Here is a 25,272-nt window from a genome sequence, read left to right on the forward strand (position 1 = left end):
TCCCGTCAGTCGGCGCCGCTCACGTCGTCGGCGCGTCGAGGATTGTCCGTATCCGCCGGATCAAGTCGGCGCGGCGGTACGGCTTGTTCAAGATCTCGAACTCCGGGCGGGGCAATCCGGTTCGTTCCAGGCTGGCCTCAGCGTAGCCCGTCGCGAGCAGGACCCGCAGCGAGGGGCGGCGACGGCGGGCCTCGCGGGCCAGCGTCAACCCGTCCATTCCCGGCATGATCAGATCGGAGAACAGAAGATCGATCTCGGGGTGATCGTCGAGAATCTCCAGCGCCTCGCGTCCATGGCGGGCCAGGAGCGTGCCGTAGCCGTAATCGCGCAGAATGGCGCGGGCGAGTTCGGCGACGTCGGCGCGATCGTCCACGACGAGCACCGTTTCGCTGCCCCCCTGTGGCTCGGGTGACGTGACGTTGGACGCCGAACGCTCCTCGGTGCGGGTTTCTTCGCTTGCCGGAAACAGAAGGCGGACGGTGGTGCCCTCGCCGACGACGGATTCGATCTGGACGGTGCCGCCGGACTGCTTGGCGAAGCCGTAGACCATGGACAACCCGAGCCCTGTACCCTTCCCCTCCTCCTTGGTGGTGAAGAACGGATCCATCACCCGAGCGAGCACATCCGAGGGTATGCCCGATCCCGTATCGGTGATCTCGACGGCAACGCACCGCGACCCGCCAGGAGCAGACGGTTCGCAATTGCGGGTCGCGATGCCGACGCGTCCCCCCTCCGGCATGGCATCGCGGGCATTGATGAGAATGTTGAGGAGAGCGACTTCCGCCTGAGTGGGATCGAGGCGGCAGGGCCAGAGGCCGGGGGCGAGATCCGTCCTGATGGTGATCGTCTCGCCGAGGGTGCGCTCCGCGAGTTGGCGCATTTCCTCGACCAAAGCATTCAGACTGATGGTTCGCCCTTCGAGCCGCTGCTTACGGGCGAAGGATAGAAGCTGTTGCGTCAGCGTCGAGGCACGCTCGGCAGCCTCGCGGATATTGCCGACGGCGCGGGTCATCCGGCCACGGTCGGCATCGGGGCGGTCAAGATTCGTCGCCAGCGAATCCGCGTAGCCGAGGATGACTTGCAGCAGATTGTTGAAATCGTGGGCGATGCCGCCGGTCAGCTGACCGATCGCTTCCATCTTCTGCGCCTGATGCAGCGATTCCTCCGCTTGCCGGCGGCGGGTGATGTCGAGTTGCGAGCCGAAGAAGTATACGAGGTCGCCGGCGGCATTGTAGACCGGGCTGACGAACAACGCGTTCCAGAAGGTCGAGCCGTCCTTCCGATAATTCTGGAGTTCGAGGGCGATATCCGTCTGGTCCGCAATCGCCGCCTTCAGCCGCGCCTTGGCCTCGGGATCGGTGTTCGGTCCCTGCAGGAAGCGGCAATTGCGGCCGATGACCTCGGACTTGTCGTAGCCCGTCATCGTCAGGAAGGCTTGGTTGACGAAGACGATCGGCTGGTCGGGCAGGTTCGGATCGACCACCGTCATCGGCATGCGCGTCATCTCGACGGCGGCGAAGAAGATGCCGCTGCCGGACTCGAATTCACGACCGCGGATGCTGGCCTCGACGCGCGGATGAGCGCCGTGAGACGGCTTCTCGGGAATGTCGGTCATCGGAAAGCCGTTCTCCCACGGGATCGATCACGGGTATCGCCGCGCTCGTCCCTCGCAAGTCGCTTGGCATACCTTGCTGCCAAACCCTCTTGGCATGCCGGGCGGGGCGCCGTGAGTCCCCCCCACCCGGCAAACCGGACTTACTCCTCCGTATCGATGCCGAAACGCACGCTCTCGACATTCGCGCGCTCGAACGCCTGCATCACGAACTGGTATGAACGCTCGGTCGCGCTGTGCTCGCCGTCCGGGCTCTCGTCGGGCTTGAGCACGAACATCAGCATCGACCGTCCCGTCACCGAGTAGGTCTCGCCGACCTTGAAGCTCGCCACGTCCTGGTCATCGGGCAGGTTGGTGTCGAGGAGCCGCGTCCAGGCGGTCCCGCCCGGCGTGTCCGGGAAGGTGAAGCCGACGACGTCGTGATAGGCGTTGTAGAACAGGAGCAGGGTCGCATCCTCCCCGCGCCGGTGGATGCCCGAGGCCTGGGCGCGACCGTCGAGCAGCACCGCGAGCGAACGGGAATTGCCGTCGTTCCAGTTCTCCGGCGCCATCTCGGTGCCCGCAGGCGTCAGCCACGTCACGTCCTTGACGCCGAACTCCTCGTCGTAGGCGCCCGTCACGAAGCGTCCGCGCGAGAGCATCGGCAGAGCGTTGCGCAGGAGGATCAGGCGCTGGGTAAACTCGGCGAGATCCCGCTCCTCCTCGCCGATCGCGCCCCAATCCACCCAGGACACCTCGTTGTCCTGACAATAGGCGTTGTTGTTCCCCTGCTGCGTCCGAGCGAACTCGTCGCCCGCAAGCAACATCGGCGTGCCCTTCGAGAGGAACAGCGTCGCGAGGAGATTGCGCATCTGGCGCAGACGGACCGAACGGATCGCCGGATCGTCGGTCGGACCTTCAACGCCGTAATTGTAGGAGAGGTTGTGACCGTGGCCGTCACGGTTATCCTCGCCATTGGCCGTGTTGTGCTTCTCGTTGTACGAGACCGTATCGTTCAACGTGAAGCCGTCATGGGCCGTGATGAAGTTGACCGAGGCCCAGGGCCGGCGGCCGCGCTTGTTGAACTTGTCGGCCGACGCGGTGATGCGCGAGGCGAGACCCGGCAGAAGACCTCCGTCGCCCTTCCAGTACCCCCGGACGTCGTCGCGAAAACGGTCGTTCCACTCGGCCCAGCCGGGAGGGAAGCCGCCGACCTGATAACCGCCGGGACCGCAATCCCACGGCTCGGCGATGAGCTTGACGTCGTTGAGCACCGGGTCCTGGCGGCAGGTATCGAGGAAGCCGCCGCCCTCGTCGAAGCCGTAGGGTTCCCGGCCCAGGATCGTCGCGAGATCGAAGCGGAAACCGTCGACCCGCATCTCGGTCGCCCAGTAGCGCAGGGAGTCGGTCACGAGCTGCAACACCCGCGGATGGGACAGGTTGAAGGTGTTCCCGGTGCCGGTGTCGTTGATGTAATACCGCGGCTGGTTCGGCAGCAGGCGGTAATAGGAGGCGTTGTCGACGCCCTTGAAGGAGAGGGTCGGGCCCTTCTCATTGCCCTCGGCCGTGTGGTTGTAGACCACGTCGAGGATCACCTCGAGGCCGGCGCCGTGCATGCGCGCCACCATCTCCTTGAACTCGGAGAAGGCGAAGTCCGCCACCGCCGCGTAGCGCCGGGCGGGGGTGAAGAACGAGATCGTGTTGTAGCCCCAGTAATTGATGAGGTCCTTCTGCTGCAGGTAATCGTCCTGCACGAAGGAGTGGACCGGCAGGAGCTCGACCGACGTGACGCCGAGACTCTTGATGTAGTCGAGGACCGCCGGGTGACCCATGCCGGCATAGGTGCCGCGATGCTTCTCCGGCACCGCCGGATGCAGCTTGGTGAAGCCCTTCACATGGGTCTCATAGATGATCGTGCGCTCCCACGGCACGCGGGGCTTCTCGTCGCGACCCCAGGTGAAGGCCGGGTCGATCACCCGTGAGCGGCGGGTGTAGGGTGCGGAATCGCGATCGTCGAAGGTCAGGTCGTCGCCCGTCTCCATCTTGTAGCCGAAGAGGGCCGGGTTCCACTGGATCGTACCGACCAAGCCCTTGGCATAGGGGTCGATCAGCAACTTGTTCGGGTTGAAGCGATGACCGGCCTCCGGCTCGTAGGGGCCGTGAACCCGGTAGCCGTAGATCGTGCCCGGCCGCGCGTCCGGCAGGTAACCGTGCCACACCTCGTCCGTATATTCGGGCAGCTCGATCCGCTCGATCTCCTTCTCGCCCGCATCGTCGAACAGGCAGAGCTCGACCTTGGTGGCGTGGGCCGAGAACAGCGCGAAATTGACACCGCGTCCGTCCCAGGTGGCGCCGCGGGGGTGAGGCGAGCCTTCGCGAATGCGCGAGCGCGCGACGCGGGGCTTGGGGCTCGCAGTCCTGTCCTGATCGGCCATCGTCATTCCAATTGTCACCGTGGCGGGCCCTGAGCGGCGGCCCCGTCGCGTCAGTGAACGTTCACGCCACGGCGAAGCTCCCCCGTGGCGTGGCGTTGCAGCAATTATTTCCGCCCTTGCCGCGTCGGCGAACCGATGCGTCACCGCTTCGCCGGACGGGCCAGGGCGAAACTCCTGATGCGCGAGGGCGTTTCACGCTGCGGTCGAGGATCGACGCGGCGCGGCCGGGCGTCGGACGGGAAGCGGGGACCATCATGCGTGACGACGCGTCCGAGCGGCGGACGAACCTTTCGACGATCGCGGACCGCCACGGCGTGAGCATCGAGGCGGTGCAGCATCTCATCCGTGCCTTGGAAGCCGGTCACGGCACGATGGCCCAGTTCGACCATCCCGAACTGGGCGGACTCGGCCAGTGGTCGCGCGGCGGCATGATCATGGTCGGCCGCATGAACGACCACGCGCTCCGAGCGAAGATCGATGCCCTCTGCACCGAACTCGCCGCGACGCTTCCGCTGCCGGAAACGCATGGCGTGCCCGGGGCCGGGAATTGGTGGCCGGACGGCCTCGGCGTGCCGTCGAGCGTCGGCGCGCAAGGCGGCACGCGTTACGCCTTCTTTCCGGCCAGCCGCCGGCTCGCGGTCGAGACCAACGGCCGCGTTGCACTCTACGATCTGGGCGACCGGGAAGTGACCGGCGTTTCCCAGCAGCAGGGTGGCAGCGCCTCGTTCCGCTTCAGCGGACCGACCGGGAGCTTCGCGCTACAGGACCTCAAGCCGATCGACTCGGAACCCGTCAGCCCGCCCCCGGAGGACCTGCCAAGAGCGAAACCGGACGAGGCCGTTGGATCGCCCGGCGGAGCGGCTGCGGTCCCGCCGCGATCGGAGCCGATCCCGGCGCGTCAGCCGACCACGGATTCCGAAGAGATTCTGACGATTCTGGAGCGGCTCGCCGAGCTCCACCGCAAGGGCGTCCTTACCGACGCGGAGTTCACCGACAAGAAGACGCAGATGCTGGCGCGGATCTGACCGGAGGCGATCGTTCGACGTTCGACATCTCTTCGAGCGCTCGCCCTGTTCGCGGCCCGGAACGAAGGCTGGGCACGTTTGCGCACAGTCTCTTCGCCGCAGCACCGGACCCGCAACGCCCGAAGCGCCATATCACCATCATGGCCGACCGCGCGCTTCTCGATATCGATCGTATCTTCCTCGAACCCGCCGTCCCGAGCTTCCCGCGTGGCCGGGAGATCCTGGCTCGGTACCCCGAGGCCGAGCGCGTCGAAGTCCCCTCGCACTGGAACATTCCCTCGCTGCACGGGAACGAGGGCTCGGTCGAGGACTGGGTCCGGATCAAGCGCTCGACGCTGGTGCTTGGCGTCAAGAAGGGACTCACGATGCGCCCGAACGGACGCTCGGCCCACTTCATCGCGCCGTCGATCTCGAATGGCTGCGCCATGGCCTGCGCCTATTGCTACGTGCCGCGCCGCAAAGGTTTCTCGAACCCGATTTCCCTGTTCGTCAATATCGAGGCGGTCGCCGCCGCGATCACGCGCCATGCGGCCAAGCAGGGGCCGTTGACGGAGCCTGATCAAGTCGATGAGGCGGCCTGGGTCTACGATCTCGGCGAGAACGGCGACCTCTCCGTCGATGCCATGATCTGCGACAATGTCCGCGACCTCGTCGCCCTGTTCCGGGGTCTGCCGAATGCCAAAGCCTCGTTCGCCACCAAATGGGTCAACCGTGAGCTTCTGGATTATGACCCGCAAGGACGCACCCGGATCCGCTTCTCGCTGATGCCAGCCCGGATCGCCAAGATCGTCGACGTCCGAACGGCGCCGATCGCGGATCGGATCGCGGCCATCGACGACTTTCTCGCCGCCGGCTACGAGGTCCACGTCAATTTCTCGCCCGTCATCCTCTACGAAGGCTGGGAGGCGGATTGGGCGGAGCTCTTCGCCGAGATCGACGACCGCTTGTCGGAGGCCGCCAAACGCCAGCTCAAATGCGAGATCATCATGCTGACCCACAATGCGGGTCTGCACGCGGTCAATCTCGGCTGGCACCCGAAGGCGGAGGCCCTGCTGTGGCGTCCGGACATCCAGGAGACCAAGCGCTCCGAGGGCGGGGGCGACAATCTGCGCTACCGCACCGGCTGGAAGGGGAAGTGGCTCACGCGCTTCCGCGCGTTGCTAGCCGAGCGGCTGCCATATTGCACGGTGCGCTACGCGTTCTGAGCCACGGATAGGATGACGACATGAGCGAGGACGGAAACGATCACGCGGCCTATCTGCGTGAGGCGGTCGAGATCGCACGGGCGAACGTGGCGGAGGGGGGACGGCCCTACGGGGCCGTGATCGTGCGCGACGGGGAGGTGGTGGCCCGGGCCGCGAATGGCATCCACAAAAGCCACGATCCGACCGACCATGCCGAGATGGCGGCCCTTCGCGCGGCGAGCCAACGGCTCGGACGACCGAAGCTCGATGGCAGCATCGTCTATGCCAGCGGGCAGCCCTGCCCAATGTGCCACGCGGCGATGCGGCTCGCGGGCGTCGAGCGCGGCTATTACGCCTTCACGGCGAAGGAGGCGGAGGCGGAGGGCCTGCTGAGTGCTGGAATCTACGCCGAACTGTGCCGACCGGCCGACGAGCAGCCGATGCGGGTGTCGTATCTGCAGTTGCCCGGCGAGGCGAACGTGTTCCGCGAATGGGCCGAGCGGAACCGCAACGGGTGATAAGCTCGGAACGGACCGCGCCCGACCCTCAGTGGGTCCAGGGCGCGGTGCGGTTGAATTTGAAATTGTCAGAATAGGAGAGGCCCTTCCGGATGACCGGGGGCTTCGATTCCTCGACGCGGTACGCGATGCCCTGGGCTTTGGCGTAGGCCACCGCCTCCTCGGCCGTGTCGAATTCCAGCCGCACCTGCTGCAGCATGTCCGAAGAGCCGGTCCAGCCCATGAGCGGATCGGTCTCGCGCGGGGCGGTCTGATCGAACTCCAAAAGCCATTGCTTGGTGCGCGCCAGCCCGGATTGCGACGGATCCTTGGCGGGGCGATAGATGCGGGCGCTCGACATCGGACGGTTCGACGACTCCGGGAAGGGCATGGTCGGGGCGATAGGATTCGAACCTACGACCCTCTGCTCCCAAAGCAGATGCGCTACCAGACTGCGCTACACCCCGACACCCTGACGGGCCCGATGGAGATACCGCCTCGGCTCCCTCCGGGCAAGCAAGGCCTGATCGCGATTCGTCCTTACACGAGAATATCGAGGAGGCGCTTCTCCGCTTCGAGGGAGGATTTCAGAACGGCGGTGTTGATCGCCACGTCGATCTTCGCCTCGACCGTGCCCACCACCGCAGCGGTGGGATCGGTCGCGGATTGGGGGGATGCGACGCGCGCCGCCGCGCCGTCGAAGCGCTGAAAGGCCGCGCTCAGGCCCGCCATGCTCGTGGATACCGCCGAGACCATTGCTCCCTCACCTCCTGCGCCGGATCGAGAGAGACACGGGGTGCTTGAAGCTTCCCTTACCCGCGAGCGGACAAGTCGCGCTTTCATTCGAGCTTGACCGGGCCTGCAGGCGTTCCCACTTCGCCGCCACCCCCGCCGCCGCCCCGTTCCCTGGGGCGCGGACTGACGAGGCTTCCCATGATCGATCTACATTACTGGCCGACCCCGAACGGCCATAAGGTGACGCTGTTTCTGGAAGAGGTCGGCCTACCCTACCGAATCCATCCGGTGGACATCGGCAAAGGTGCGCAATTCGAGCCGGCATTCCTGAAAATCGCGCCGAACAACCGCATGCCGGCCATCGTCGATCACGAACCGACCGATGGCGGCGCGCCGGTCTCCCTGTTCGAGTCCGGAGCGATCCTGCTCTACCTCGCCGAGAAGACAGGCCGTTTCCTTCCCGGCGACCTGCGCGGCCGAGCCGAAGTGCTGCAATGGCTGTTCTGGCAGATGGGCGGCCTGGGGCCGATGCTCGGCCAGAACCACCATTTCTCGCAATATGCCCCGGAGAAGATTCCCTACGCCATCGGCCGGTACGTCAAGGAAACCAATCGACTCTACGGCGTCCTCGACCGGCGCCTCGCCGACCGCGCCTTCGTGGCCGGCTCCGACTACACGATTGCCGACATGGCGGCCTATCCCTGGATCGTGCCGTGGGAGAAGCAGGGTCAGTCCCTCGACGATCACCCCCACCTGAAGCGGTGGTTCGAGGCCATCGCCGCGCGCCCGGCGACGAAAGCGGCCTACGCCAAGGCCGTTGAAGCCAATCCGAACCACGGTCAGCCGATGAGCGAGGATGCCAAGAAGGTGATGTTCGGCCAGACGGCGGCCAACACGAAACGGTAGCCGCGGGGATCAGCGGGTCGGCATCGTCACCGAATGTCGCTGACCCATGGGGAGACGGCAGGGCACGCGATGGCCTGCCGTCATGGAGAAGCCGAGCCTGAGCGGTTCCTACCGTCCCGCTCGGGCTCGCAACGGAAGTCCAGCGAAAGGACGCGCAGCCAGACGATTACGGGCCCTCCCGGAATTTTACGAACGTCGGGCTAGTAACTCACTGCCCGCTGCGCCGCGCCGCCACGGTCGCCAAAGCGGCAAAATCCCGGTCGCCGTCGCCGTGGGCGATGGCATCCAGCAGATTGTCGCGCAGGACGCTGGCGAAGGGCATCGGTACGGCGGCCGCCTCGCCCGCTTCGAGGGCAAGGCGCACGTCCTTGAGGCCGAGGCGCATCGTGAAGCCCGGCGGCTCGTAGCGCCCTTCCATGATCATCGCGCCGTAGTTCTTGTAGACCGGCGAGGCGAACAGCGTGCTCGTCAGCATGCCGAGAACGTCGGCCCCGGCAACGCCGTGGCCCTCGGCGAAGGCCGCGGCCTCACCCATCGCCTCGATGGCCGAAATCAGCAGGAAATTGCCGGCGAGCTTGACCGCATTGGCCTTCTCGGGCTCGGACCCGAAGCGCCAGGTTTTCGTGCCCATGGCGTCGAAGAGGGGCTGCACCGGGGTGATCGCGTCGTCCGCACCTGCGGCGATGATGTTGAGCGCGCCGTTCGCCGCCGCATCCGGTCGACCGAAGACCGGGGCGGACACGTAGGCAACGCCCGCCCGCTCATGCACCGCCGCCAACTCCTTGGCGAGAGCCACCGAGATCGTTGACATGCCGACATGCACCGCAGGACGCGCCGCACCGTCGAGCAATCCGCCCTCGATGACCACGGCGCGCAGGGCCGCATCATCGGCCAGCATGGTGATCGCGGCATCGCCCGAGAAAGCCTCGGCGGGGCTGCCCACAACCTCCGCTCCCTCGACGGCGCGGGCCGCCTCGGGGGAGCGGTTCCACACCCTGACGCGATGACCGGCGCCGACGAGCCGCGCCGCCATGGCCCGGCCCATTCGGCCAAGCCCGATGAAACCGACATCCATCTCCGTCTCCCGCGTCAGTTCCGGTCCAGGAAATCGAGCACCAGCCCGTTGAACATGTCGGTCGCCTCCATGTGGACGAGGTGGCCGACATTGGCGATGACCTCCGCGCGGCCATTGGGCATCCGCGCGGCGAGCGCCCGGGCATGGGCCGTGTTGTCACCCATCCCCGCCCGCAACTCCGGCGGCGCGAAGGGTTTGCCGGGCGCGTTGCGGTCGTTGGCGCCCATCACGAACAGCGTCGGCGCCTTGACGAGGGGGATCTCGTGGACGACCGGCTGGCCCCAGATCGCCTGATAGGATTGCACGAAGGAGCGCAGCCAGCGGGGATACTCGCCCGAGCCCTTCACCCGTTCGCGGATCTGAACGAAGGGTTCGATGGCCGAGGCCGGGAGCGAGAGGCTGTAGCTCGTCATGAGCTGCTTGCGGTAGGCGTCCGCGGTCAGCTCGCCCTCGCGGGTAAGGAGCAGGTCGTCGGAGACCGGAGGCACCGTGAAGCGGTAATCCTCCAGACCGATCGGCGCCTCGAGCACCAGGGCATTGACCCGCTGCGGGTAATTTCGCGCCATGCGCACGCCCAGCATCCCACCCATGGAATGGGCGACGACGTCGAAGCGCTGGAGGCCGAGAGAATCGGCCAGTGCGACGGTTTCGGCGGCCATCCGGTCGAAGGTGAAGGGCTTGACCGGCTTGGACGACTTGCCGAATCCGAGCTGGTCCGGAACGACGACCCGATAGCCACCTTCCGCCAGGGCGCGGATCACCGGCTCCCAGTAGCTGGAAGGGAAGTTGCGGCCGTGCAGCAGAAAAACCGTGCGGCCATTGGCGTTCCCCGTCGGGGCGACGTCCATGTAGGCAAGGCGCTGCGCCTCGTGATCGCGGCTCAGCGGCAGGTACTTCACCGGATGGGGATAGGCGAAGCCTTCGAGCGCGATGCCGAGCGGGACATCCGTCCCCTCCTGGGCGGAGGCCGGCGACGCGGTCAGGGCCAGCGCCAGCAGCGCCAGGGCGGAAATGGAACGCATGAGGACTCCTTGGTCGATTGGATACAGATAGGGCGGCGCCCGTACCCGCGCCTCCCCGACGGCGCTTCTGGTGGGGCAAGACGCTGATGCGGCCGGTCGGTTCGGACGGATTGCCGCCTCGGGAACGCCTCCTGGCGTTCTCGGCGATGGCGCTTGCCATGACCATGGCGGTTCTCGACGGTGCCATCGTCAATGTCGCGCTGCCCGTCATCGCCCGCGATCTCGGCGTCGCCGCGCCGGAGGCCATCTTTCTCGTCAACGCCTACCAGATCGCGGTGACCGCAGCGCTCCTTCCGCTGGCGACCCTGGGTGAGAGCCTGGGCTACCGCCGGATCTACCTCATCGGTCTCGCAACCTTCACGGCGGCCTCGCTGGCCTGCGCCGTGGCGCCCGATCTCACGAGCCTCACGGCGGCGCGCGTGGTCCAGGGATTGGGGGCGGCCGGGATCATGAGCGTCAACACCGCTCTCGTGCGCTTCATCTACCCGCATCGGCTGCTCGGGCGGGGTGTCGGCAACGTGGCCCTGGTGGTCGCCGTCGCCTCCGCGGCCGGGCCAACGATCGCCGCGGCGGTGCTCTCCGTGGCGGACTGGCCCTGGCTGTTCCTCATCAATCTTCCGGTGGGCCTCCTGGCCCTGGCTCTCGGTTCGCGAACGCTCCCGGATACGCAGCGCTCGCCGCACATCTTCGATCTGAAGAGCGCGGCGCTGAACGCCCTGACCGTCGGTCTGCTGATCATCGGCCTGGACGGGCTCGGCGATCCGAACCGGCGCAGTCTCGCCCTCGCGAGCGTCGCCGCATCCCTTATCGTCGGGGCCGTGTTCGTGCGCAGCCAATTGCAGCTCACCCGGCCGCTCCTGCCCCTGGACCTGCTGCGGATTCCCCCCTTCGCCCTCTCGATGGTTGCCTCGATCTGTGCCTTCGCGGCGCAGATGGTCGCCTACGTCGCCCTGCCCTTCTACTTCCATGACGGTCTCGGCCTGTCGGTGGCGCAGACCGGCTTCCTGCTGACGCCATGGCCCTGTGCCATCGCCATCGCCGCCCCGCTTTCCGGACGGCTCGCCGACCGCTACCCCCCGGGGCTGCTCGGCGCTCTCGGCCTCGTCCTTCTGGCCTTCGGCATCACGTCGCTGGCGCTGCTGCCGTCCCAGCCGGCGACACTCGACATCGTCTGGCGGTTGACGCTCGCGGGGATCGGGTTCGGACTGTTTCAATCGCCCAACAACAAGATCATCATTACCAGCGCCCCGCGGGAACGGAGCGGCGGGGCAAGCGGCATGCAATCGAGCGCCCGCCTCGTCGGCCAGTCGCTGGGCGCCGCGCTGGTGGCCGTCGCCTTCGGCCTGACGGCCGGAGGACCGTCCGCCGCCTTCACGCCGACGCTCTGGTGCGCCGTCGCTCTGGCCCTGATCGGCGCCGTCGCCAGCGGTCTGCGGCGGACCAAGAGCTGACCCATCGCCGCCGCGCACCCGAACCCCGCTTCACGCGTTGCCCTCGGGGGGTGGAAAGCCACGGAGCGGAGCCATGGATATCGACCTGAAAGGCCGCAGCGCCCTCGTCACCGGTTCGACCGGCGGCATCGGCTACGCCATCGCCAAGACGCTCGGCAGCCTCGGTGCCGCGGTCGCCATCAACGGACGCACGGGGGAACGGGTGAATGCCACCATCGAGCGGCTGCGCGGGGAGATGCCCGGGGCGGCGTTCATGGCGGGCGTCGGTGACGTCGGAACGGAAGAGGGTGCGGCCGAACTCGTCGCATCGCTGCCGAAGGTCGATATCCTGATCAACAATGCCGGCATCTTCGAGCCGAAGCAGTTCTTCGACATCGCCGATCAGGAGTGGCGACGGTTCTTCGAAGTCAACGTGATGAGCGGGATCCGCCTCGCCCGCGCCTACGGACCGGGCATGGTCGAGCGCGGCTGGGGCCGGATCGTCTTCATCGCCAGCGAATCCGCGATCAACATCCCCGTGGAGATGGTCCATTATGGCGTGACCAAGACGGCGCAGCTCGCCGTGTCCCGCGGCTTGGCCGAGACGGTCGGTGGCAGCGGCGTCACCGTCAACAGTGTGCTGCCGGGCCCGACCTTGACCGAGGGCGTGGCCGACTTTCTCGAATCCATGGGGAGCGGCGAAGGCGATCTCGACGCGAAGGGACGCGCCTTCATCGCTGAGAACCGACCGACCTCTCTTCTGAAGCGTCTGGCCCAGCCCGAAGAGGTGGCCAATATGGTGGCCTATCTCTGCACACCCGCAGCGAGCGCGACCACGGGTGCCGCCCTGCGGGTGGATGGCGGCGTCTTGCGCAACATCGCCTGACCATAAATCCGGCCCACCCACACGGACCGGGTTCCTCGTCTGCTCAAGGCAAGGCACGAGCCGGTCCTGATCGGCAAAAGTAACGCCGAGCAGGACCAAATGTTGAGAACAATTAGCCCTTCAGATGAGCTGCGAGGTGCTTGTTCATCTCGAACATCGAGCACTTGTCCTTGCCGAAGATCTTCTTCAGCTTGTCGTCGGCCAGAATCTCACGCTTGTTCTCGGGATTCTGAAGGTTGTTCTTCTTGATGTGCTCCCACACCTTGCTGACGACCTCGCCGCGCGGCAGCGGCTTGTCGCCGACAATGGCGGCCAGATCGGCGGAGGGCTTCAGGGGCTGCTGAAGTGCGTTCGGCTTGGCACCGGCCTCGGCCTTGGTGGCCGTGGATTTCGCGGCGGTCTTCTTCGGAGCGGCGGCCTTCTTCTCCGTCGTCTTCGTTGCCATGGTGTCCCTCCGTTCTGCGATCCGGCTGCAGATTCGAAACGAGCCCGGGGGTTCCGGGGCGCTAGGGTGCAACAACTAAGCGGTGCCGCGCCCGTTCCAAGAGCGTGAGGGCCCCATTCAGCCACCCATCCACAGATCAGGTAGGTTTTCGCCAGCTTCTTCGAGCTTCGCAAGGGGCGACACCCCCGCCGCGCGTGACGCCGAGGGGGTCAGGAACCGGTGGCGCGCCCGTTTCGCGAGGGGAACTGCCCGCGCTGCACCGCATTCAAGAATGGTCCCCCTACGAGGGAGCCAGCGAGGAGAGGTGAATGCCGACGGACCTGCCCGCAGAGCGCAGCGTGCGAAAGCCCGGGAGCCTGGAACTCGATCCGAGCGCCGGCGAGGGCATTGCCATCGACGAGACGCCTAAGCTCATCGCCTCTGACAAGGTGGAGGGGACGCCCGTCTATGACGGTACCGGGCGTCACCTCGGCACTGTTCACAACTTCATGGTCGACAAGGTGTCGGGACAGGTGGCCTACGCCGTCCTGTCCTTCGGCGGCTTCCTCGGCCTGGGCGAGACCTATCATCCCCTACCCTGGCGATCGCTGACGTATTCGGTCGAGCTCGGCGGCTACGTGGTCGACATCGACCCGGCCGAGCTGGAAGGCGCTCCGACGCAGGGACCGGGCGAGGATCCGTTCTCCGACCCGTCCTTCGGCGGCCGGCTCGACGACCACTGGGGTGGTCGCAGAGCACCGACCGTCTGAAGGACGGCTGGCGATGGCGTCAGAACTTGCCGCCGAGGCCGACGCCGCCCGGGGTGACCGAAGGCGAGAGGCCGCCCGAGGAGCCGCCTCCGCTCTGAGTGCCCTCGAGTTCGTCGCGGCTGATGCGCCGAGATCCGGCATCGGCCGTGCGGCCCTCACCGCGCACGTTCTTCGGCAGGTCGAGACGACGGGTCGGCGTCGAAGGCAACGGTGCCCCGTCGTCATCGACCTGCGCGTTGCGGATCGTCTTGCCCGGGACGGTGCCGCGGGCCGAGGGCGGCGGCCCGATATCGGTTTCCGGCATTACGCCGGCACCGCCGCTGAAGGCCTGGCAGCCACCGAGACTCGCCGCGAGGAGGGCGAGGGCGCAGAATCGGGGGAAGGCCGCTCTACGAGCGATCGGCGGAACGGGCATGGGATTCGTCCTTGTCACGACCGCGTCCAGCGGCGGCCGCGCTTGTCTCTCGTCTTCTCCTGCACGGCTCTAAGGCAGGGATGGGGCGAAGACCAGAGATCCGACCCTCGCGTCCACGACGGGTCTTGTGCCGCCTCACGAGATTCGAGGCGGAAGGGCGGGTTCTCCGGATCGCCGCGACCGGTCCATAACTTCGCCGTGGTTGCCGCGCATCGCTGCGACATCCGCGCGCTTCGCTCCGACCGGCCGTGGACCGTCCACGGCCTCGGGCGTGTGACGTTTCCAGGCGGTGAAAGGACTCAAGGGGTGCGCAGACTGATCCGGACGATCGTGACAACGGCGATCGCCCTCTTCTCTACGGCGGCCTTCGCCGGCGATGCGACCCCCACCGGTTCCGCCGATGCGCCCGCTGCGACGCCTCCCATCGCCGCGCCTCCCGCGGCGCCCGCCGCCGCGCCACCGGCTGCCGCGCCGACCCAGAGCGGCGGCACGCCGGCGCTCGTTCTCGACACGCAGGATTACGAGAGCCTCCTGGGCAAGAGCGTGCGTGCGATGAACGGTGATGATCTCGGCCGGATCATCGACGTGATCATCGATCGGGACGGCCGCCCGCGCGCGGCCGTGATCGATTTCGGCGGCTTCCTCGGTGTCGGATCGCGCAAGATCGCCGTCGATTGGCGGGTGCTGAAGTTCACGACCGAGGGGAAGGTCGGTCGCCTCGTGCTTCAGCTCAACCGCAATCAGGTCCGCGTTTCGCCGGAATACAAGGCCGGTGAGCCGATCGTGGTCCTCGGCGCCTCCAGCCCGGCCCTGTCGGCCGCCCCGGCCGAAACCGATTCGGCGGCCGCGGCGCCGGCGGCGCCGGCCGCCGTGCCCGCGGCCGAGAAGCCTGCTGCGGAGAAGCCCGCCGATGCGGCCCCGCCACGGCCGCAGGACAAGACGCCGGACAAATGACGGCGCTCCCGGTGACGGAAAGGCGGGCTGTCCTGCCGCGCGAACGCGATACATCCCGGCCCGATCCGCGGGACCGGTCCGGCTGGCGCGCCGCACGTCGACCCGGCCGGGGAACGGGCGAGCCCGGCCCCGCCGCTCCCCCGTCGAGCGCCGCCCGCGGCCTCGACGCCTTCACCTTCTTCATCGCCAACCTGCAAACCGGCTTCGGACCGTTTCTGGCCGTCTATTTCACCCAACAGAAGTGGACCCAGTCCGATATCGGCCTCGCGCTGACCGTAGGGAGCCTCGTCAGCCTGCTCGGGCAGATGCCCGGCGGCGCTTTCGTCGATGCCTCGCGCTCCAAGCGCTTCGCCGCAGCCTTCTCGGCCTTCTGGGTCGGGGCCAGCGCCGTGATGCTCGCCGCCTTCCCGACCTACCTCATCGTCATGCTCGCCATGGCGATCCATTCGGCGGCGAGCTGCGTGCTGACGCCGGCCATCGCGGCGATCTCGATCGGCCTCGTCGGCCATGCCCGGGCGGGCGCGCGGCTCGGCCGCAACGCGAGTTTCTCGGCCATCGGCAACGCCCTCGGCGCCGCCAGCATGGGCGCGGTCGGCTACTACCTCTCCAACGACGCGGTGTTCTACCTCGCGGGGGCCCTGGTTGTGCCGGCCCTGATCTCGCTGCGGTTCATCCCGTCGCGGCGCGCCGACCTCTCCCGTCCCGCAGTTGCGGACGAGCCGGCAACGACCCCGTCGGCCGGCGGGATGGTTGCACTTCTGAAGAACCGGGCGCTCCTGTGCTTTGCCGCCTGCATGGTGCTGTTCTTCCTGGCCAATGCCGCCATGCTGCCCCTGGTCGGCTCCGTCATGACGCTGCGGGCGAGCGAGACCGCCACCGCTCTGGTCGCGGCCTGCATCATGGTCCCTCAGGCGGTTCTCGCGGTCACGGCCCCGTTCGTCGGACGGCTTGCCCAGAGCTGGGGTCGCAAGCCACTCCTCGTCATCGGCTTCGCGGCCCTGCCCGTGCGCGGCCTGCTCTTCGCGTTCGTCAGCGACCCCTACTGGATGGTGGCCATCCAAGTGTTCGACGGCATCTCCGCCTCGGTGCTCGGCGTCATGGTTCCGCTGATCGTGTCCGATCTCACCCGCGGCACCGGCCGTTTCAACACCGCTCTGGGAGCGGTCGGAACCGGGATGGGCATCGGCGCAGCGCTCTCCACGGCTTTGGCGGGCTTCATGGCCGACCATCTCGGCAGCCAGAGCACCTTTTTGGGGCTGGCCGTCGTCGGCGCTGCCGGTCTCGTCCTCGTCCTCGTCATCATGCCCGAAACGCGGGGCCCTCCCGAGGAGCGCGTCGCCGGGACGTGACCTCGTTGCCGCACGGCGATGACGGCAGAATCGACCCCGTCCTTGCCCCTGCCCGGCGGCCCTGATACTCGGACAGCAAATTCTTTACCCGTGAGCGGAAGGCGCCCGCGCGGCTCGGTCCCGAGAGGCGGCCGTCCTCGCGCGGGGCGGCGCGCATCCGGCCCGACCGGCACGGCCCCCCTTCGCAAGGACGAGCGCACATGGCCCGCGAATTCATCTACCACATGCGGGGTCTCAACAAGACCTACCAAGGTGGCAAGAAGGTCCTCGATAACGTCAACCTGTCGTTCTACCCCGACGCCAAAATCGGCGTGCTCGGTATCAACGGATCGGGCAAGTCGACGCTGCTCAAGATCATGGCCGGCATCGACAAGGACTTCACCGGCGACGGTTGGGTCGCGCAGGGTGCGCGCGTCGGCTACCTGCCGCAGGAGCCGCAGCTCGATCCGGACAAGTCGGTCCGCGAGAACGTGATGGAGGGCGTGGCCGAGAAGCAGGCGCTGCTCGATCGCTACAACGAACTCGCCATGAACTATTCCGACGAGACCGCGGACGAGATGACCGCGCTTCAGGACAAGATCGAGGCGCAGAACCTCTGGGAGCTCGACTCGAAGGTCGATCAGGCCATGGAGGCCATGGGCTGTCCTAGCGATGAGCAACCCGTCGCCACGCTGTCGGGCGGTGAGCGCCGCCGCATCGCCCTGTGCCGCCTGCTGCTGTGGGAGCCGGAACTCCTGCTCCTCGACGAGCCGACCAACCACCTCGACGCCGAGACCGTGAACTGGCTCGAGGGCCATCTGCGGCAATATCCGGGTGCGATCCTGATCGTCACCCACGATCGCTACTTCCTCGACAACGTCACCGGCTGGATCCTCGAGCTGGATCGCGGCAAGGGCATTCCCTACGAGGGCAATTACTCGTCCTGGCTGGTGCAGAAGCAGAAGCGCCTGGAACAGGAGGGCCGCGAGGACATGGCCCGCCAGCGCTCGATTGCCCGCGAGCAGGAGTGGATCTCGGCTTCGCCGAAGGCCCGTCAGACCAAGTCGAAGGCGCGTATCACCCGCTACGAGGAACTGGTCGCCAAGCAGCAGCAGAAGGTCGACGCCACCGCGCAGATCGTCATCCCGATCACCGAGCGCCTGGGCCAGAACGTCATCGAGTTCACAAACCTCAACAAAGCCTACGGCGACCGCCTGCTGATCGAGGATCTCTCGTTCAAGCTGCCGCCGGGCGGCATCGTGGGGGTGATCGGCCCGAACGGCGCCGGCAAGACGACGTTGTTCAAGATGATCACCGGCAACGAGAAGCCGGATGCCGGCACGATCGCGATCGGCGAAAGCGTGCATCTCGGCTATGTCGATCAGTCCCGCGATGCGCTCGACCCGAATTCGACCGTCTGGCAGGAAATCTCGGGCGGCAACGACATCCTCTACTTCAACAAGCGCGAGATCAATTCGCGCGCGTATTGCGCGGCCTTCGCCTTCAAGGGCGGCGATCAGCAAAAGAAGGTCGGGGTGCTCTCGGGTGGGGAGCGCAACCGCGTCCATCTCGCGGCGACGCTCCGCAAGGGCGGCAACGTCCTGCTCCTCGACGAGCCGACCAACGACCTCGACATGGAGACCCTGCGGGCACTCGAAGAGGGGCTGGAGGATTATGCCGGCTGCGCCGTCATCATCAGCCACGATCGCTGGTTCCTGAACCGCATCGCGACTCATATCCTCGCCTTCGAAGGCGACAGCCATGTCGAATGGTTCGAGGGCAACTTCTCGGATTACGAGGCCGACAAGAAGCGCCGTCTCGGCACCGACTCGATCATCCCCAAGAAGCTGAAGTACAAGAAGTTTTCGCGCTAACGATGCGTGACCCGGCGAGTTCCTTCGGGGCCTCGCCGGGATCTCCGGTTCATCAGAATGCGCTGATCAGGCCGACACCGGCTATCAGCAGCACGGCCCCGACGATCCGGGGTACGTTGGCCTCATGAACGGGTACGCCCAACAGGCCGAAATGGTCGAAAACCAATGACGTGAGCATCTGACCCACCAGGATCAGCGCAATCAGAGCGGCCGCGCCGATGCGCGGCAGCAGGAACACCGAACCGACGATGTAGAGCGCGCCGAGAAGGCCGCCGATCCAGGCATACCAAGGGGCCCGTCCCGCTGCGGCGAGAGGCGGGACGCTCTCGCGCAGGAGCGCGATGAGGACGAGCACCGCCACCCCGCCGACCGCGAAATTGGTGAAGCCCGCCCAGAGACCGGAGCCGAGCGCACCGCGCAGCTTCGCATTGGCCGCCTGCTGAACCACGAAGGCGACACCGGCGACCGCCGCCGCGGCATAGAGTGCGATGGATGAGGACAAGGGTCAGGGCTCCTACCGCCAAGGCGCCCGCACCGACCTTTGGACGCAATCATCCCGTGTCGGCTGCGCGGTGGGACTCGTATGGGATCCGCTCGATGACAAGCGGGAAAGCTGCATCGGCGGATAGCGCTTACGATCCCGGACCGAATCAAACCGGGGGCAGCAATCGGCCCAGGGCTGCCAGGACGGGGCCGAGCCCGACCGGTTTCTCGAGGCAAGGCAGCGCGGCGTAGGCCGGCGACAACGTGGCCGTCTCGTAGCCGGTCACGAGCAGGACCGGCACGCCCAGTTCGAGGAGTCGGTCGGCCACCGGATCGGCGCGTTCGCCCCGAAGATTCATATCGATCACCGCCGCATCGAGATCGGGTTCCGGCGCGAGCAGGTCCAGGGCCGACGTAATGGTACCCGTGGGGCCCAGCACCGCGACGCCGACACGGCGCAGGCCCGCGCTCAGCTCGTCCGCCCAAAAGTAATCGTCCTCGACCACGAGCACGCGGCGCCCCTGGAGGGCGCTTTCTCGGACGTGGCTCTCGGACAACGGCACTCTCCCGCCAGCGACGCCGGCCCGAAAGGCGGCAAGCGTGATCGCACCGCGTTGTAGAGGGTTTGTGTCGGGAAGGGAAAACCGGGTCGTCCGGTACGGAGGCGGCACCCATGCGCCCCGGCCGTCTGGTCAAGGCCGCTCGGTTCGGGCACAGGAACCACGATCTCCGACACCGCCTCGCCATGACCGTGCCTCAACCGCCTGCCCTCGAAGAGTTCCGCCGCGTCGTCGTCAAGGTCGGCTCCGCCCTGCTCGTCGACAGTGCCCGGGGCCGTCTGCGTCACGCCTGGCTCGCCGCCCTGGCCGAGGACATCGCCGACCTGCATGCCCGCGGGGTCGATGTCCTTGTCGTCTCATCCGGCGCCATCGCCCTCGGCCGCACGGTGCTGGGGCTGCCCCCGGGACCGCTGCGCCTGGAGGAGAGCCAAGCTTCCGCCGCCGTCGGGCAGATCGCGCTCGCACGCCACTGGACCGAGGTTCTGGGCCATCACGGCATCATCGCGGGCCAAGTGCTGGTGACGCCGAAAGATACGGAGGAGCGCCGCCGCTATCTCAACGCCCGCGCCACCGTGCAGAAGCTCCTGGAAGTGCGCGCCGTCCCCGTGGTCAACGAGAACGACACGGTCGCGACCATCGAGATCCGCTACGGCGACAATGACCGCCTCGCGGCACGCGTCGCCACCATGATCGGCGCCGACGTGCTGGTGCTGTTCTCCGACATCGACGGGCTCTACACCGCCCCGCCCCATACCGATCCGACGGCACGGCATCTGCCCGTGGTCGACCGCGTCACCCCCGAGATCGAGGCGATGGCCGGCGGCCCCGCCTCGGAACTGTCGCGCGGCGGGATGCGGACGAAGGTCGAGGCGGCCAAGATCGCGGCCAGCGGCGGCACCCACATGGTCATCGCCGACGGGCGTGGAAAGAATCCCCTGCGCAGCATCCGGGAGGGCGGCCGCTGCACGTGGTTCCTCTCGGGCTCGACCCCGACCGCCGCGCGCAAGACCTGGATTGCCGGAGCGCTCGAACCGTCGGGGACGCTGGTCGTCGATGCGGGGGCGGCTCAGGCCCTACAGGGCGGCGCCAGCCTTCTGCCGGTCGGCGTCACGGCCGTCGAGGGCCGCTTCGCCAAGGGCGACGCCGTACTGATCCGCGGGCCGGAGGGGCGTGTCCTCGGCCGGGGCCTCGTCAATTACGACAGCGCCGAAGCTGCGGCCATCATCGGACGGTCGAGCCGCGAAATCGCGCTGAATACGCTTCAGCCCGGTCGTACCGAAATGATTCATCGGGACGATCTTGCCATGGCCGGGGCCTGAGAGTCGGTCGCGCACCGTCACTCTGGGCATCCCCCTGCCATACGGCGCGATGAACTATCGTGCCTGAGATCTGTCTTACGCGCTTGTTCGTACCCCTGAGGTTGTGCAAAGGGGCGGTTCGAGATCCATATGGACCTCATGGAATGATCATCGGGGAAGCGGGAAGGTGCCGGTCCTGAATCTCAAATCCGATTTTGCGGATGCCGACGACCTCGCGACCCAGATGGCCGAGATCGGTCGACGCGCCCGCGCCGCGAGCCGCGGCATCGCGCTGGCCTCGGCGCAAGCCAAGGATCTGGCCCTGCGCGCCGTCGCCGAGAGCATCCGGAGCGCCGCACCGGCGATCCTGCGCGAGAATGCCCGCGACGTCAGCGCCGCCAAGGCGGCGGGTCAGACCGCCGCAATCATCGACCGGTTGACCCTCGACGAGGCCCGCGTCACGGCCATCGCCGATGCGGTGGAAAAGGTCGCGGCCCTTCCGGATCCGGTCGGTCGCCAGCTGGCCGCCTTCGAGCGGCCCAACGGCCTCTTGATCGAGCGGATCTCGGTGCCGCTCGGTGTCGTCGGCGTGATCTTCGAGAGCCGCCCCAACGTCACGGCGGATGCCGGTGCCCTCTGCCTCAAGGCCGGAAACGCGGCGATCCTGCGGGCGGGCTCCGATTCCCATCGGACCGCAACCGCCCTTGCCCGCGCGATGAGCGAGGGACTGGCCCGCTCCGGCCTGCCCGCCGACGCGATCCAATTGGTGCCGACGCGGGACCGCGCGGCGGTCGGCCTGATGCTGACGGGCCTGAATGGCTGCGTCGACGTGATCGTGCCCCGCGGTGGTCGCAGCTTGGTCGAGCGCGTCCAGTCCGAGGCCAAGGTGCCGGTCTTCGCCCATCTCGACGGGATCTGCCACGTCTACGTGGCGGAAGGCGCCGATCTGGACATGGCCCGGACGGTCCTGCTGAACAGCAAGATGCGTCGCACCGGCATCTGCGGCGCCGCCGAGACGCTGCTGGTCGATGCAGCGGTCGCCGAAACCCACTTAAAGCCGCTGGTCGAGGCGCTGCTCGAATCCGGTTGCGCCGTGCGCGGCGACGAGGCCGTCCGCGCGGTCGATCCGAGGGTGACGCCGGCGAACGACGCCGATTGGCGGACCGAGTATCTCGATGCCATCATCTCGGCCCGCGTGGTCGATGGCTTGGATGCCGCCATCGCCCATATCGAGTCCCATGGATCGCACCACACCGATGCGATCATCACCGACGATACCGAAGCAGCGACCCGCTTCCTCAACGAGGTCGATTCGGCCATCGTCGCCCACAACGCCTCGACCCAATTCGCCGATGGCGGCGAGTTCGGTTTCGGCGCGGAGATCGGCATTGCCACGGGGCGGATGCATGCCCGTGGCCCTGTCGGCGTCGAGCAGCTCACGACCTTCAAGTATCGCGTCCACGGCAGCGGCCAGACCCGCCCGTGAGCCGGCACTGACGGCAGGCGACGCTGCGCACGGACGTCCCTCCCCCGGCGCCGGGGGGATTGCGGATCGGCCTCTACGGCGGTTCGTTCAACCCGGCCCATGCGGGACACCTCCATGTCAGCCGCACCGCCCTACGGCGTTTGCGGCTCGACCGGGTGTGGTGGCTCGTCAGCCCCGGCAATCCGCTCAAGGATCCCGGCCAGCTGGCGCCGCTGCCTGAACGCATCGCCCAAGCGCGCGCCATCGCCACCGATCCGCGCATCGATGTGACCGGCTTCGAGGCGGCCATCGGTAGCCGCTACACCGTCGATCTCCTGCGCTGGCTGCGCCGCCGACGTCCCGATCTCCGCTTCGTCTGGATCATGGGCGCCGATTCCCTTGGGAGCTTCCACCGCTGGCGCCACTTCGAGGCGATTGCGACCTTGATGCCGATCGCGGTGATCGATCGTCCCGGTCACACGATGACGCCGCTGAGTGCCCGTGCCGCGCATCGCCTCGCCGCCGCTCGTGTTCGCGAATCCGACGCGGCGACGCTCCCGTTCCGTGAACCGCCCGCCTGGGTGTTCCTTCACGGCCCCCGTTCCGAGCTTTCCTCGACAGCCCTGCGGGCCGAACGCGCCCGTTCAGCGTCACGCGCGTGTTGACGCCGTCCCGTCACACGGGGCACTAGGGCATTCTGCAAACTTGAAAAGCTCCGCGAAAGCCGCCAATTTCAATGGGGTGGCGATGTCGCCACGGGCCGTCCTTGCGCGGGAACCGAGACACTGACTTCAACGCTTCAACAGGGAGCCGCAGGCTCCGATGCCCAGGCCGCCGTGTCCGGCGCCCTCAAGGCCCTTGCCCTCGGCTGCCTCGACGAGATGAAGGCGGAAGAGACCGTCGAAATCGACCTCGTCGGCAAGACCTCGCTCGCCGACACGATGATCATCGCTTCAGGTCGCTCGCAGCGCCATGTCGGTTCGATCGCCGACAAGATCATCCAAGAGATGAAGAACCAGGGCTTCGGCAATGCCCGCGTCGAAGGCTTGCCGGCCTGCGATTGGGTGCTCATCGACGCGGGCGATGTGCTGGTCCACATCTTCCGCCCCGAAGTACGCGGCTTCTACAATCTCGAGAAGATCTGGGGCGCCGACCGCCCGACCGGGGCACTGCTCGCGGGCTGAGCCCCGCGGATCGCTCGCGTCTATCGCACCGGCAGGTACCGAACGATGCCGGCGCCGAGCCGGATCAGCTTGGCCAAGGTGTTGTGGGGTATCCGCAGCATCTGCGCGTACCAGCCGTCGAGCGTTTCGGTGAACTCCAGCATGACCTTGAGACGCCGTCCGGCCACCGCCCCGACCGTCGGATCGCCCTCCGCCTCAGCCACGCAGGCACGGAGCGCCGCGATAGCCGGATCGATTTCCCTCTCCTTCCGTCCTGCGGCGATGCGCGTGACCATCTCCCAGAGATCCGTCTCGGCGACGTAGAAATCGCGCCGCTCTCCCAGGACCGGCACGCGCCGAATCAAGTTCCAGCCAGCCAATTCCTTGAGAGAGGTCGAGACGTTCGAACGGGCGATGCCGAGCGTTCCGGCGATATCCTCGGCTGCCAGCGGACGGTCCGATAGGTACAGCAGGGCATGGATCTGCGCGACGGAGCGATTCACGCCCCATTGCCCGCCGAGATCACCCCAGTGCAGCACGAAGCGCTCGACCGCAGCGGGCAATGTCGTCGGGCGGTCCGGAATTTCTGGCATGACTGAAATGTCAGAATTCGATAGCTCTTTGTCAAGCAGTTTTCCCGCTTGAGCTGCTCGTCAAGCCACAGAGAAACGATAAGTCGTACTCGATACGAAGCGCTGTCCCGGTCGCAGGATCGCGCTGGGGAAACCGGGCTTGTTGGGCGCGTCGGGAAATCCCTGCGTCTCAAAACAGACGCCGTCCCCGGAGCGGTAGGTCTGTCCGGATGGACCGACCAGCGTGCCGTCGAGATTGTTGCCGGTATAGAGCTGCAGACCGGGCTGCGTCGTGGCGACGTCGAGCCGTCTCCCACTCGCCGGATGCGTGCAGCGTGCCGCCGGACGCAAGGTGTCGACGGGACCGCGCAGCACGAAATTGTGGTCGTAGCCCTTGGCGATCACGATCTGCGGGTCGCCCGTCCGGATCCGGGCGCCGAGCGGTGTCGGTGTGCGGAAGTCGAACGGCGTGCCCTCGACCGGTCGGATCTCGCCGGTCGGCACCTGCGTCCCGTCGGTCGGCGTGAAGGCGTCGGCGGCGATCTCGACTTCGTGGTCGAACACGTCGCCTGCGCCCTCACCCGCGAGATTGAAGTAGCTGTGGTTGGTCAGGTTCAGAATGGTGGGACGGTCGCTCCAAGCCCGATAATCGAGACGGAGAAGGCCCTCGTCCGGTAGGCTGTAGATCACCTCGACGTCGAGATTGCCCGGAAAACCCTCTTCGCCGTCCGGGGAGCGGCGGGCGAGCGCCAATCGGGTGGGCTCCTCGGCCACCACGCGCCAATTGCGCTTACCGAACCCGTTCGGTCCGCCATGCAACGTGTTCGGCGCCGCATTGATGGGCAGGGTGTAGCGATGCCCGTCGATCGTGAAGGTCCCGCCAGCGATGCGGTTGGCGTAGCGGCCCGCCACCGCACCGAAATGCGGGCTGAGGGTCTCGTAGGCTTCGACCGAGCCGAGCGCGAGCACGACGTTCGCCCTCGTCCCGTCGCGCGCCGGCACCTCGACGGCCGTGATGGCGGCGCCGTAGGTGATGATCTCGACGCGCATTGTCCCCCGGGTGAGCGCATGGCGCGTCACCGGTTCGCCTGCGGCGGTCCGTCCGAAGAGTTCCGATGTCATGCAGCGTGTCCTCGTCCGCGAGGGATACGCGCGAGACTCCAGCCGGTGGCAGAGGCGG

General features: G+C 67.1%; 26 protein-coding genes and 1 tRNA gene. 14 read left to right on the top strand and 13 right to left on the bottom strand.

The genetic code is table 11. The features are described from left to right. Nucleotides 1–19: 19 nt before the first annotated feature. Together OWC43_RS22135 and glgX are read right to left on the bottom strand one after the other, a co-directional pair. Entirely contained in the window at nt 20–1,615 is a 1,596-nt protein-coding gene (locus OWC43_RS22135) for a histidine kinase famiy protein (RefSeq protein ID WP_393958346.1), read from the bottom strand. A gap of 140 nt (nt 1,616–1,755) precedes the next feature. Then, nucleotides 1,756–4,026, bottom strand: a complete 2,271-nt coding sequence (glgX, locus tag OWC43_RS22140) for a glycogen debranching protein GlgX (RefSeq protein ID WP_393958619.1) — start codon at nt 4,024–4,026, stop codon at nt 1,756–1,758. Nucleotides 4,027–4,280: 254 nt separating this feature from the next. Here glgX and OWC43_RS22145 point away from each other — a divergent pair, with 254 nt between their 5' ends. From OWC43_RS22145 to OWC43_RS22155, 3 genes are all read left to right on the top strand, one after another. After that, entirely contained in the window at nt 4,281–5,051 is a 771-nt protein-coding gene (locus OWC43_RS22145) for an SHOCT domain-containing protein (RefSeq protein ID WP_393958348.1), read from the top strand. A gap of 140 nt (nt 5,052–5,191) precedes the next feature. Further along, entirely contained in the window at nt 5,192–6,256 is a 1,065-nt protein-coding gene (locus OWC43_RS22150) for a spore photoproduct lyase family protein (RefSeq protein ID WP_393958349.1), read from the top strand. A 20-nt stretch (nt 6,257–6,276) separates the two neighbouring features. Continuing rightward, complete coding sequence (locus tag OWC43_RS22155) at nt 6,277–6,753, top strand: nucleoside deaminase (RefSeq protein ID WP_238307677.1); 477 nt, start codon at nt 6,277–6,279, stop codon at nt 6,751–6,753. A 28-nt stretch (nt 6,754–6,781) separates the two neighbouring features. Here the strand turns inward: OWC43_RS22155 and OWC43_RS22160 are convergent, their stop codons facing one another. The 3 genes from OWC43_RS22160 to OWC43_RS22170 all read right to left on the bottom strand — a co-directional run bounded on the left by OWC43_RS22160 (nt 6,782) and on the right by OWC43_RS22170 (nt 7,464). Next, nucleotides 6,782–7,093: an ETC complex I subunit gene (locus tag OWC43_RS22160; protein ID WP_171015452.1), complete on the bottom strand. Its 312-nt coding sequence runs from the start codon at nt 7,091–7,093 to the stop codon at nt 6,782–6,784. Nucleotides 7,094–7,122: 29 nt separating this feature from the next. Continuing rightward, nucleotides 7,123–7,199: transfer RNA gene (locus OWC43_RS22165), tRNA-Pro, on the bottom strand. A 73-nt stretch (nt 7,200–7,272) separates the two neighbouring features. Continuing rightward, nucleotides 7,273–7,464, bottom strand: coding sequence for a hypothetical protein (locus OWC43_RS22170; protein ID WP_238307676.1), 192 nt, complete (start codon nt 7,462–7,464; stop codon nt 7,273–7,275). Nucleotides 7,465–7,665: 201 nt separating this feature from the next. Here OWC43_RS22170 and OWC43_RS22175 point away from each other — a divergent pair, with 201 nt between their 5' ends. Next, nucleotides 7,666–8,373: a glutathione binding-like protein gene (locus tag OWC43_RS22175; protein ID WP_393958350.1), complete on the top strand. Its 708-nt coding sequence runs from the start codon at nt 7,666–7,668 to the stop codon at nt 8,371–8,373. Nucleotides 8,374–8,581: 208 nt separating this feature from the next. Here OWC43_RS22175 and OWC43_RS22180 read toward each other — a convergent pair whose 3' ends face one another. Both OWC43_RS22180 and OWC43_RS22185 read right to left on the bottom strand, forming a co-directional pair. After that, complete coding sequence (locus tag OWC43_RS22180) at nt 8,582–9,448, bottom strand: NAD(P)-dependent oxidoreductase (RefSeq protein WP_393958351.1); 867 nt, start codon at nt 9,446–9,448, stop codon at nt 8,582–8,584. 14 nt (nt 9,449–9,462) lie between these two features. After that, nucleotides 9,463–10,470, bottom strand: a complete 1,008-nt coding sequence (locus OWC43_RS22185) for an alpha/beta fold hydrolase (protein ID WP_137829094.1) — start codon at nt 10,468–10,470, stop codon at nt 9,463–9,465. A gap of 86 nt (nt 10,471–10,556) precedes the next feature. Between OWC43_RS22185 and OWC43_RS22190 the strand changes: the two genes are divergently transcribed. Continuing rightward, on the top strand, nt 10,557–11,921 hold the full coding sequence (locus OWC43_RS22190; protein ID WP_393958352.1) for an MFS transporter: 1,365 nt from the start codon (nt 10,557–10,559) through the stop codon (nt 11,919–11,921). Nucleotides 11,922–11,994: 73 nt separating this feature from the next. After that, nucleotides 11,995–12,786: an SDR family NAD(P)-dependent oxidoreductase gene (locus OWC43_RS22195; RefSeq protein WP_393958353.1), complete on the top strand. Its 792-nt coding sequence runs from the start codon at nt 11,995–11,997 to the stop codon at nt 12,784–12,786. A 112-nt stretch (nt 12,787–12,898) separates the two neighbouring features. On the opposite strand, the gene OWC43_RS22200 is transcribed toward OWC43_RS22195, so the two are convergent. Beyond that, the gene (locus tag OWC43_RS22200) at nt 12,899–13,231 is read right to left on the bottom strand and encodes an SWIB/MDM2 domain-containing protein (protein WP_137829092.1); all 333 of its coding nucleotides are present in this window, start codon (nt 13,229–13,231) and stop codon (nt 12,899–12,901) included. Nucleotides 13,232–13,539: 308 nt separating this feature from the next. Here OWC43_RS22200 and OWC43_RS22205 point away from each other — a divergent pair, with 308 nt between their 5' ends. Next, nucleotides 13,540–13,980 (top strand): PRC-barrel domain-containing protein, encoded by a 441-nt coding sequence (locus OWC43_RS22205; RefSeq protein WP_393958354.1) that lies wholly within the window; start codon nt 13,540–13,542, stop codon nt 13,978–13,980. Between the two features lie 19 nt (nt 13,981–13,999). On the opposite strand, the gene OWC43_RS22210 is transcribed toward OWC43_RS22205, so the two are convergent. After that, entirely contained in the window at nt 14,000–14,395 is a 396-nt protein-coding gene (locus OWC43_RS22210) for a hypothetical protein (protein WP_137829090.1), read from the bottom strand. Nucleotides 14,396–14,701: 306 nt separating this feature from the next. Here OWC43_RS22210 and OWC43_RS22215 point away from each other — a divergent pair, with 306 nt between their 5' ends. From OWC43_RS22215 to ettA, 3 genes are all read left to right on the top strand, one after another. Beyond that, nucleotides 14,702–15,349 carry a PRC-barrel domain-containing protein gene (locus OWC43_RS22215; RefSeq protein WP_393958356.1) on the top strand — a complete coding sequence of 216 codons (648 nt, stop codon included), beginning with the start codon at nt 14,702–14,704 and terminating at the stop codon, nt 15,347–15,349. Continuing rightward, the gene (locus OWC43_RS22220; RefSeq protein WP_393958357.1) at nt 15,346–16,698 is read left to right on the top strand and encodes an MFS transporter; all 1,353 of its coding nucleotides are present in this window, start codon (nt 15,346–15,348) and stop codon (nt 16,696–16,698) included. Before OWC43_RS22215 ends, OWC43_RS22220 begins: the two co-directional genes overlap by 4 nt. A gap of 200 nt (nt 16,699–16,898) precedes the next feature. Next, the gene (ettA, locus tag OWC43_RS22225) at nt 16,899–18,551 is read left to right on the top strand and encodes an energy-dependent translational throttle protein EttA (protein ID WP_137829087.1); all 1,653 of its coding nucleotides are present in this window, start codon (nt 16,899–16,901) and stop codon (nt 18,549–18,551) included. Nucleotides 18,552–18,603: 52 nt separating this feature from the next. Here the strand turns inward: ettA and OWC43_RS22230 are convergent, their stop codons facing one another. Both OWC43_RS22230 and OWC43_RS22235 read right to left on the bottom strand, forming a co-directional pair. Next, nucleotides 18,604–19,053 carry a DMT family transporter gene (locus OWC43_RS22230; RefSeq protein ID WP_393958359.1) on the bottom strand — a complete coding sequence of 150 codons (450 nt, stop codon included), beginning with the start codon at nt 19,051–19,053 and terminating at the stop codon, nt 18,604–18,606. 148 nt (nt 19,054–19,201) lie between these two features. Then, nucleotides 19,202–19,591, bottom strand: coding sequence for a response regulator (locus OWC43_RS22235; RefSeq protein WP_137829086.1), 390 nt, complete (start codon nt 19,589–19,591; stop codon nt 19,202–19,204). A gap of 188 nt (nt 19,592–19,779) precedes the next feature. Between OWC43_RS22235 and proB the strand changes: the two genes are divergently transcribed. The 4 genes from proB to rsfS all read left to right on the top strand — a co-directional run bounded on the left by proB (nt 19,780) and on the right by rsfS (nt 23,541). Then, the gene (gene proB / locus OWC43_RS22240) at nt 19,780–20,913 is read left to right on the top strand and encodes a glutamate 5-kinase (RefSeq protein ID WP_137829148.1); all 1,134 of its coding nucleotides are present in this window, start codon (nt 19,780–19,782) and stop codon (nt 20,911–20,913) included. A gap of 166 nt (nt 20,914–21,079) precedes the next feature. Next, nucleotides 21,080–22,378 carry a glutamate-5-semialdehyde dehydrogenase gene (locus OWC43_RS22245; RefSeq protein WP_393958360.1) on the top strand — a complete coding sequence of 433 codons (1,299 nt, stop codon included), beginning with the start codon at nt 21,080–21,082 and terminating at the stop codon, nt 22,376–22,378. A 59-nt stretch (nt 22,379–22,437) separates the two neighbouring features. Beyond that, entirely contained in the window at nt 22,438–23,022 is a 585-nt protein-coding gene (locus OWC43_RS22250) for a nicotinate-nucleotide adenylyltransferase (protein WP_393958362.1), read from the top strand. Nucleotides 23,023–23,238: 216 nt separating this feature from the next. Next, nucleotides 23,239–23,541 (top strand): ribosome silencing factor, encoded by a 303-nt coding sequence (rsfS, locus tag OWC43_RS22255; RefSeq protein WP_308447731.1) that lies wholly within the window; start codon nt 23,239–23,241, stop codon nt 23,539–23,541. A 20-nt stretch (nt 23,542–23,561) separates the two neighbouring features. Here the strand turns inward: rsfS and OWC43_RS22260 are convergent, their stop codons facing one another. Together OWC43_RS22260 and OWC43_RS22265 are read right to left on the bottom strand one after the other, a co-directional pair. Then, nucleotides 23,562–24,113, bottom strand: coding sequence for a GbsR/MarR family transcriptional regulator (locus OWC43_RS22260; RefSeq protein ID WP_137829082.1), 552 nt, complete (start codon nt 24,111–24,113; stop codon nt 23,562–23,564). Between the two features lie 60 nt (nt 24,114–24,173). After that, nucleotides 24,174–25,214: an aldose epimerase family protein gene (locus OWC43_RS22265; RefSeq protein ID WP_393958363.1), complete on the bottom strand. Its 1,041-nt coding sequence runs from the start codon at nt 25,212–25,214 to the stop codon at nt 24,174–24,176. Between the last annotated feature and the right edge of the window lie 58 nt (nt 25,215–25,272).

The organism is Methylorubrum sp. POS3 (genome assembly GCF_043352485.1).
GTDB lineage: Bacteria > Pseudomonadota > Alphaproteobacteria > Rhizobiales > Beijerinckiaceae > Methylobacterium > Methylobacterium suomiense.

Coding starts and splice junctions, on each gene's coding strand:
- OWC43_RS22135 (WP_393958346.1), bottom strand. CDS start 1,615: ATGACCGACATTCCCGAGAAGCCGTCTCACGGCGCTCATCCGCGCGTC.
- glgX (WP_393958619.1), bottom strand. CDS start 4,026: ATGGCCGATCAGGACAGGACTGCGAGCCCCAAGCCCCGCGTCGCGCGC.
- OWC43_RS22145 (WP_393958348.1), top strand. CDS start 4,281: ATGCGTGACGACGCGTCCGAGCGGCGGACGAACCTTTCGACGATCGCG.
- OWC43_RS22150 (WP_393958349.1), top strand. CDS start 5,192: ATGGCCGACCGCGCGCTTCTCGATATCGATCGTATCTTCCTCGAACCC.
- OWC43_RS22155 (WP_238307677.1), top strand. CDS start 6,277: ATGAGCGAGGACGGAAACGATCACGCGGCCTATCTGCGTGAGGCGGTC.
- OWC43_RS22160 (WP_171015452.1), bottom strand. CDS start 7,093: ATGTCGAGCGCCCGCATCTATCGCCCCGCCAAGGATCCGTCGCAATCC.
- OWC43_RS22170 (WP_238307676.1), bottom strand. CDS start 7,464: ATGGCGGGCCTGAGCGCGGCCTTTCAGCGCTTCGACGGCGCGGCGGCG.
- OWC43_RS22175 (WP_393958350.1), top strand. CDS start 7,666: ATGATCGATCTACATTACTGGCCGACCCCGAACGGCCATAAGGTGACG.
- OWC43_RS22180 (WP_393958351.1), bottom strand. CDS start 9,448: ATGGATGTCGGTTTCATCGGGCTTGGCCGAATGGGCCGGGCCATGGCG.
- OWC43_RS22185 (WP_137829094.1), bottom strand. CDS start 10,470: ATGCGTTCCATTTCCGCCCTGGCGCTGCTGGCGCTGGCCCTGACCGCG.
- OWC43_RS22190 (WP_393958352.1), top strand. CDS start 10,557: ATGCGGCCGGTCGGTTCGGACGGATTGCCGCCTCGGGAACGCCTCCTG.
- OWC43_RS22195 (WP_393958353.1), top strand. CDS start 11,995: ATGGATATCGACCTGAAAGGCCGCAGCGCCCTCGTCACCGGTTCGACC.
- OWC43_RS22200 (WP_137829092.1), bottom strand. CDS start 13,231: ATGGCAACGAAGACGACGGAGAAGAAGGCCGCCGCTCCGAAGAAGACC.
- OWC43_RS22205 (WP_393958354.1), top strand. CDS start 13,540: ATGCCGACGGACCTGCCCGCAGAGCGCAGCGTGCGAAAGCCCGGGAGC.
- OWC43_RS22210 (WP_137829090.1), bottom strand. CDS start 14,395: ATGCCCGTTCCGCCGATCGCTCGTAGAGCGGCCTTCCCCCGATTCTGC.
- OWC43_RS22220 (WP_393958357.1), top strand. CDS start 15,346: ATGACGGCGCTCCCGGTGACGGAAAGGCGGGCTGTCCTGCCGCGCGAA.
- ettA (WP_137829087.1), top strand. CDS start 16,899: ATGGCCCGCGAATTCATCTACCACATGCGGGGTCTCAACAAGACCTAC.
- proB (WP_137829148.1), top strand. CDS start 19,780: ATGACCGTGCCTCAACCGCCTGCCCTCGAAGAGTTCCGCCGCGTCGTC.
- rsfS (WP_308447731.1), top strand. CDS start 23,239: ATGAAGGCGGAAGAGACCGTCGAAATCGACCTCGTCGGCAAGACCTCG.
- OWC43_RS22260 (WP_137829082.1), bottom strand. CDS start 24,113: ATGCCAGAAATTCCGGACCGCCCGACGACATTGCCCGCTGCGGTCGAG.
- OWC43_RS22265 (WP_393958363.1), bottom strand. CDS start 25,214: ATGACATCGGAACTCTTCGGACGGACCGCCGCAGGCGAACCGGTGACG.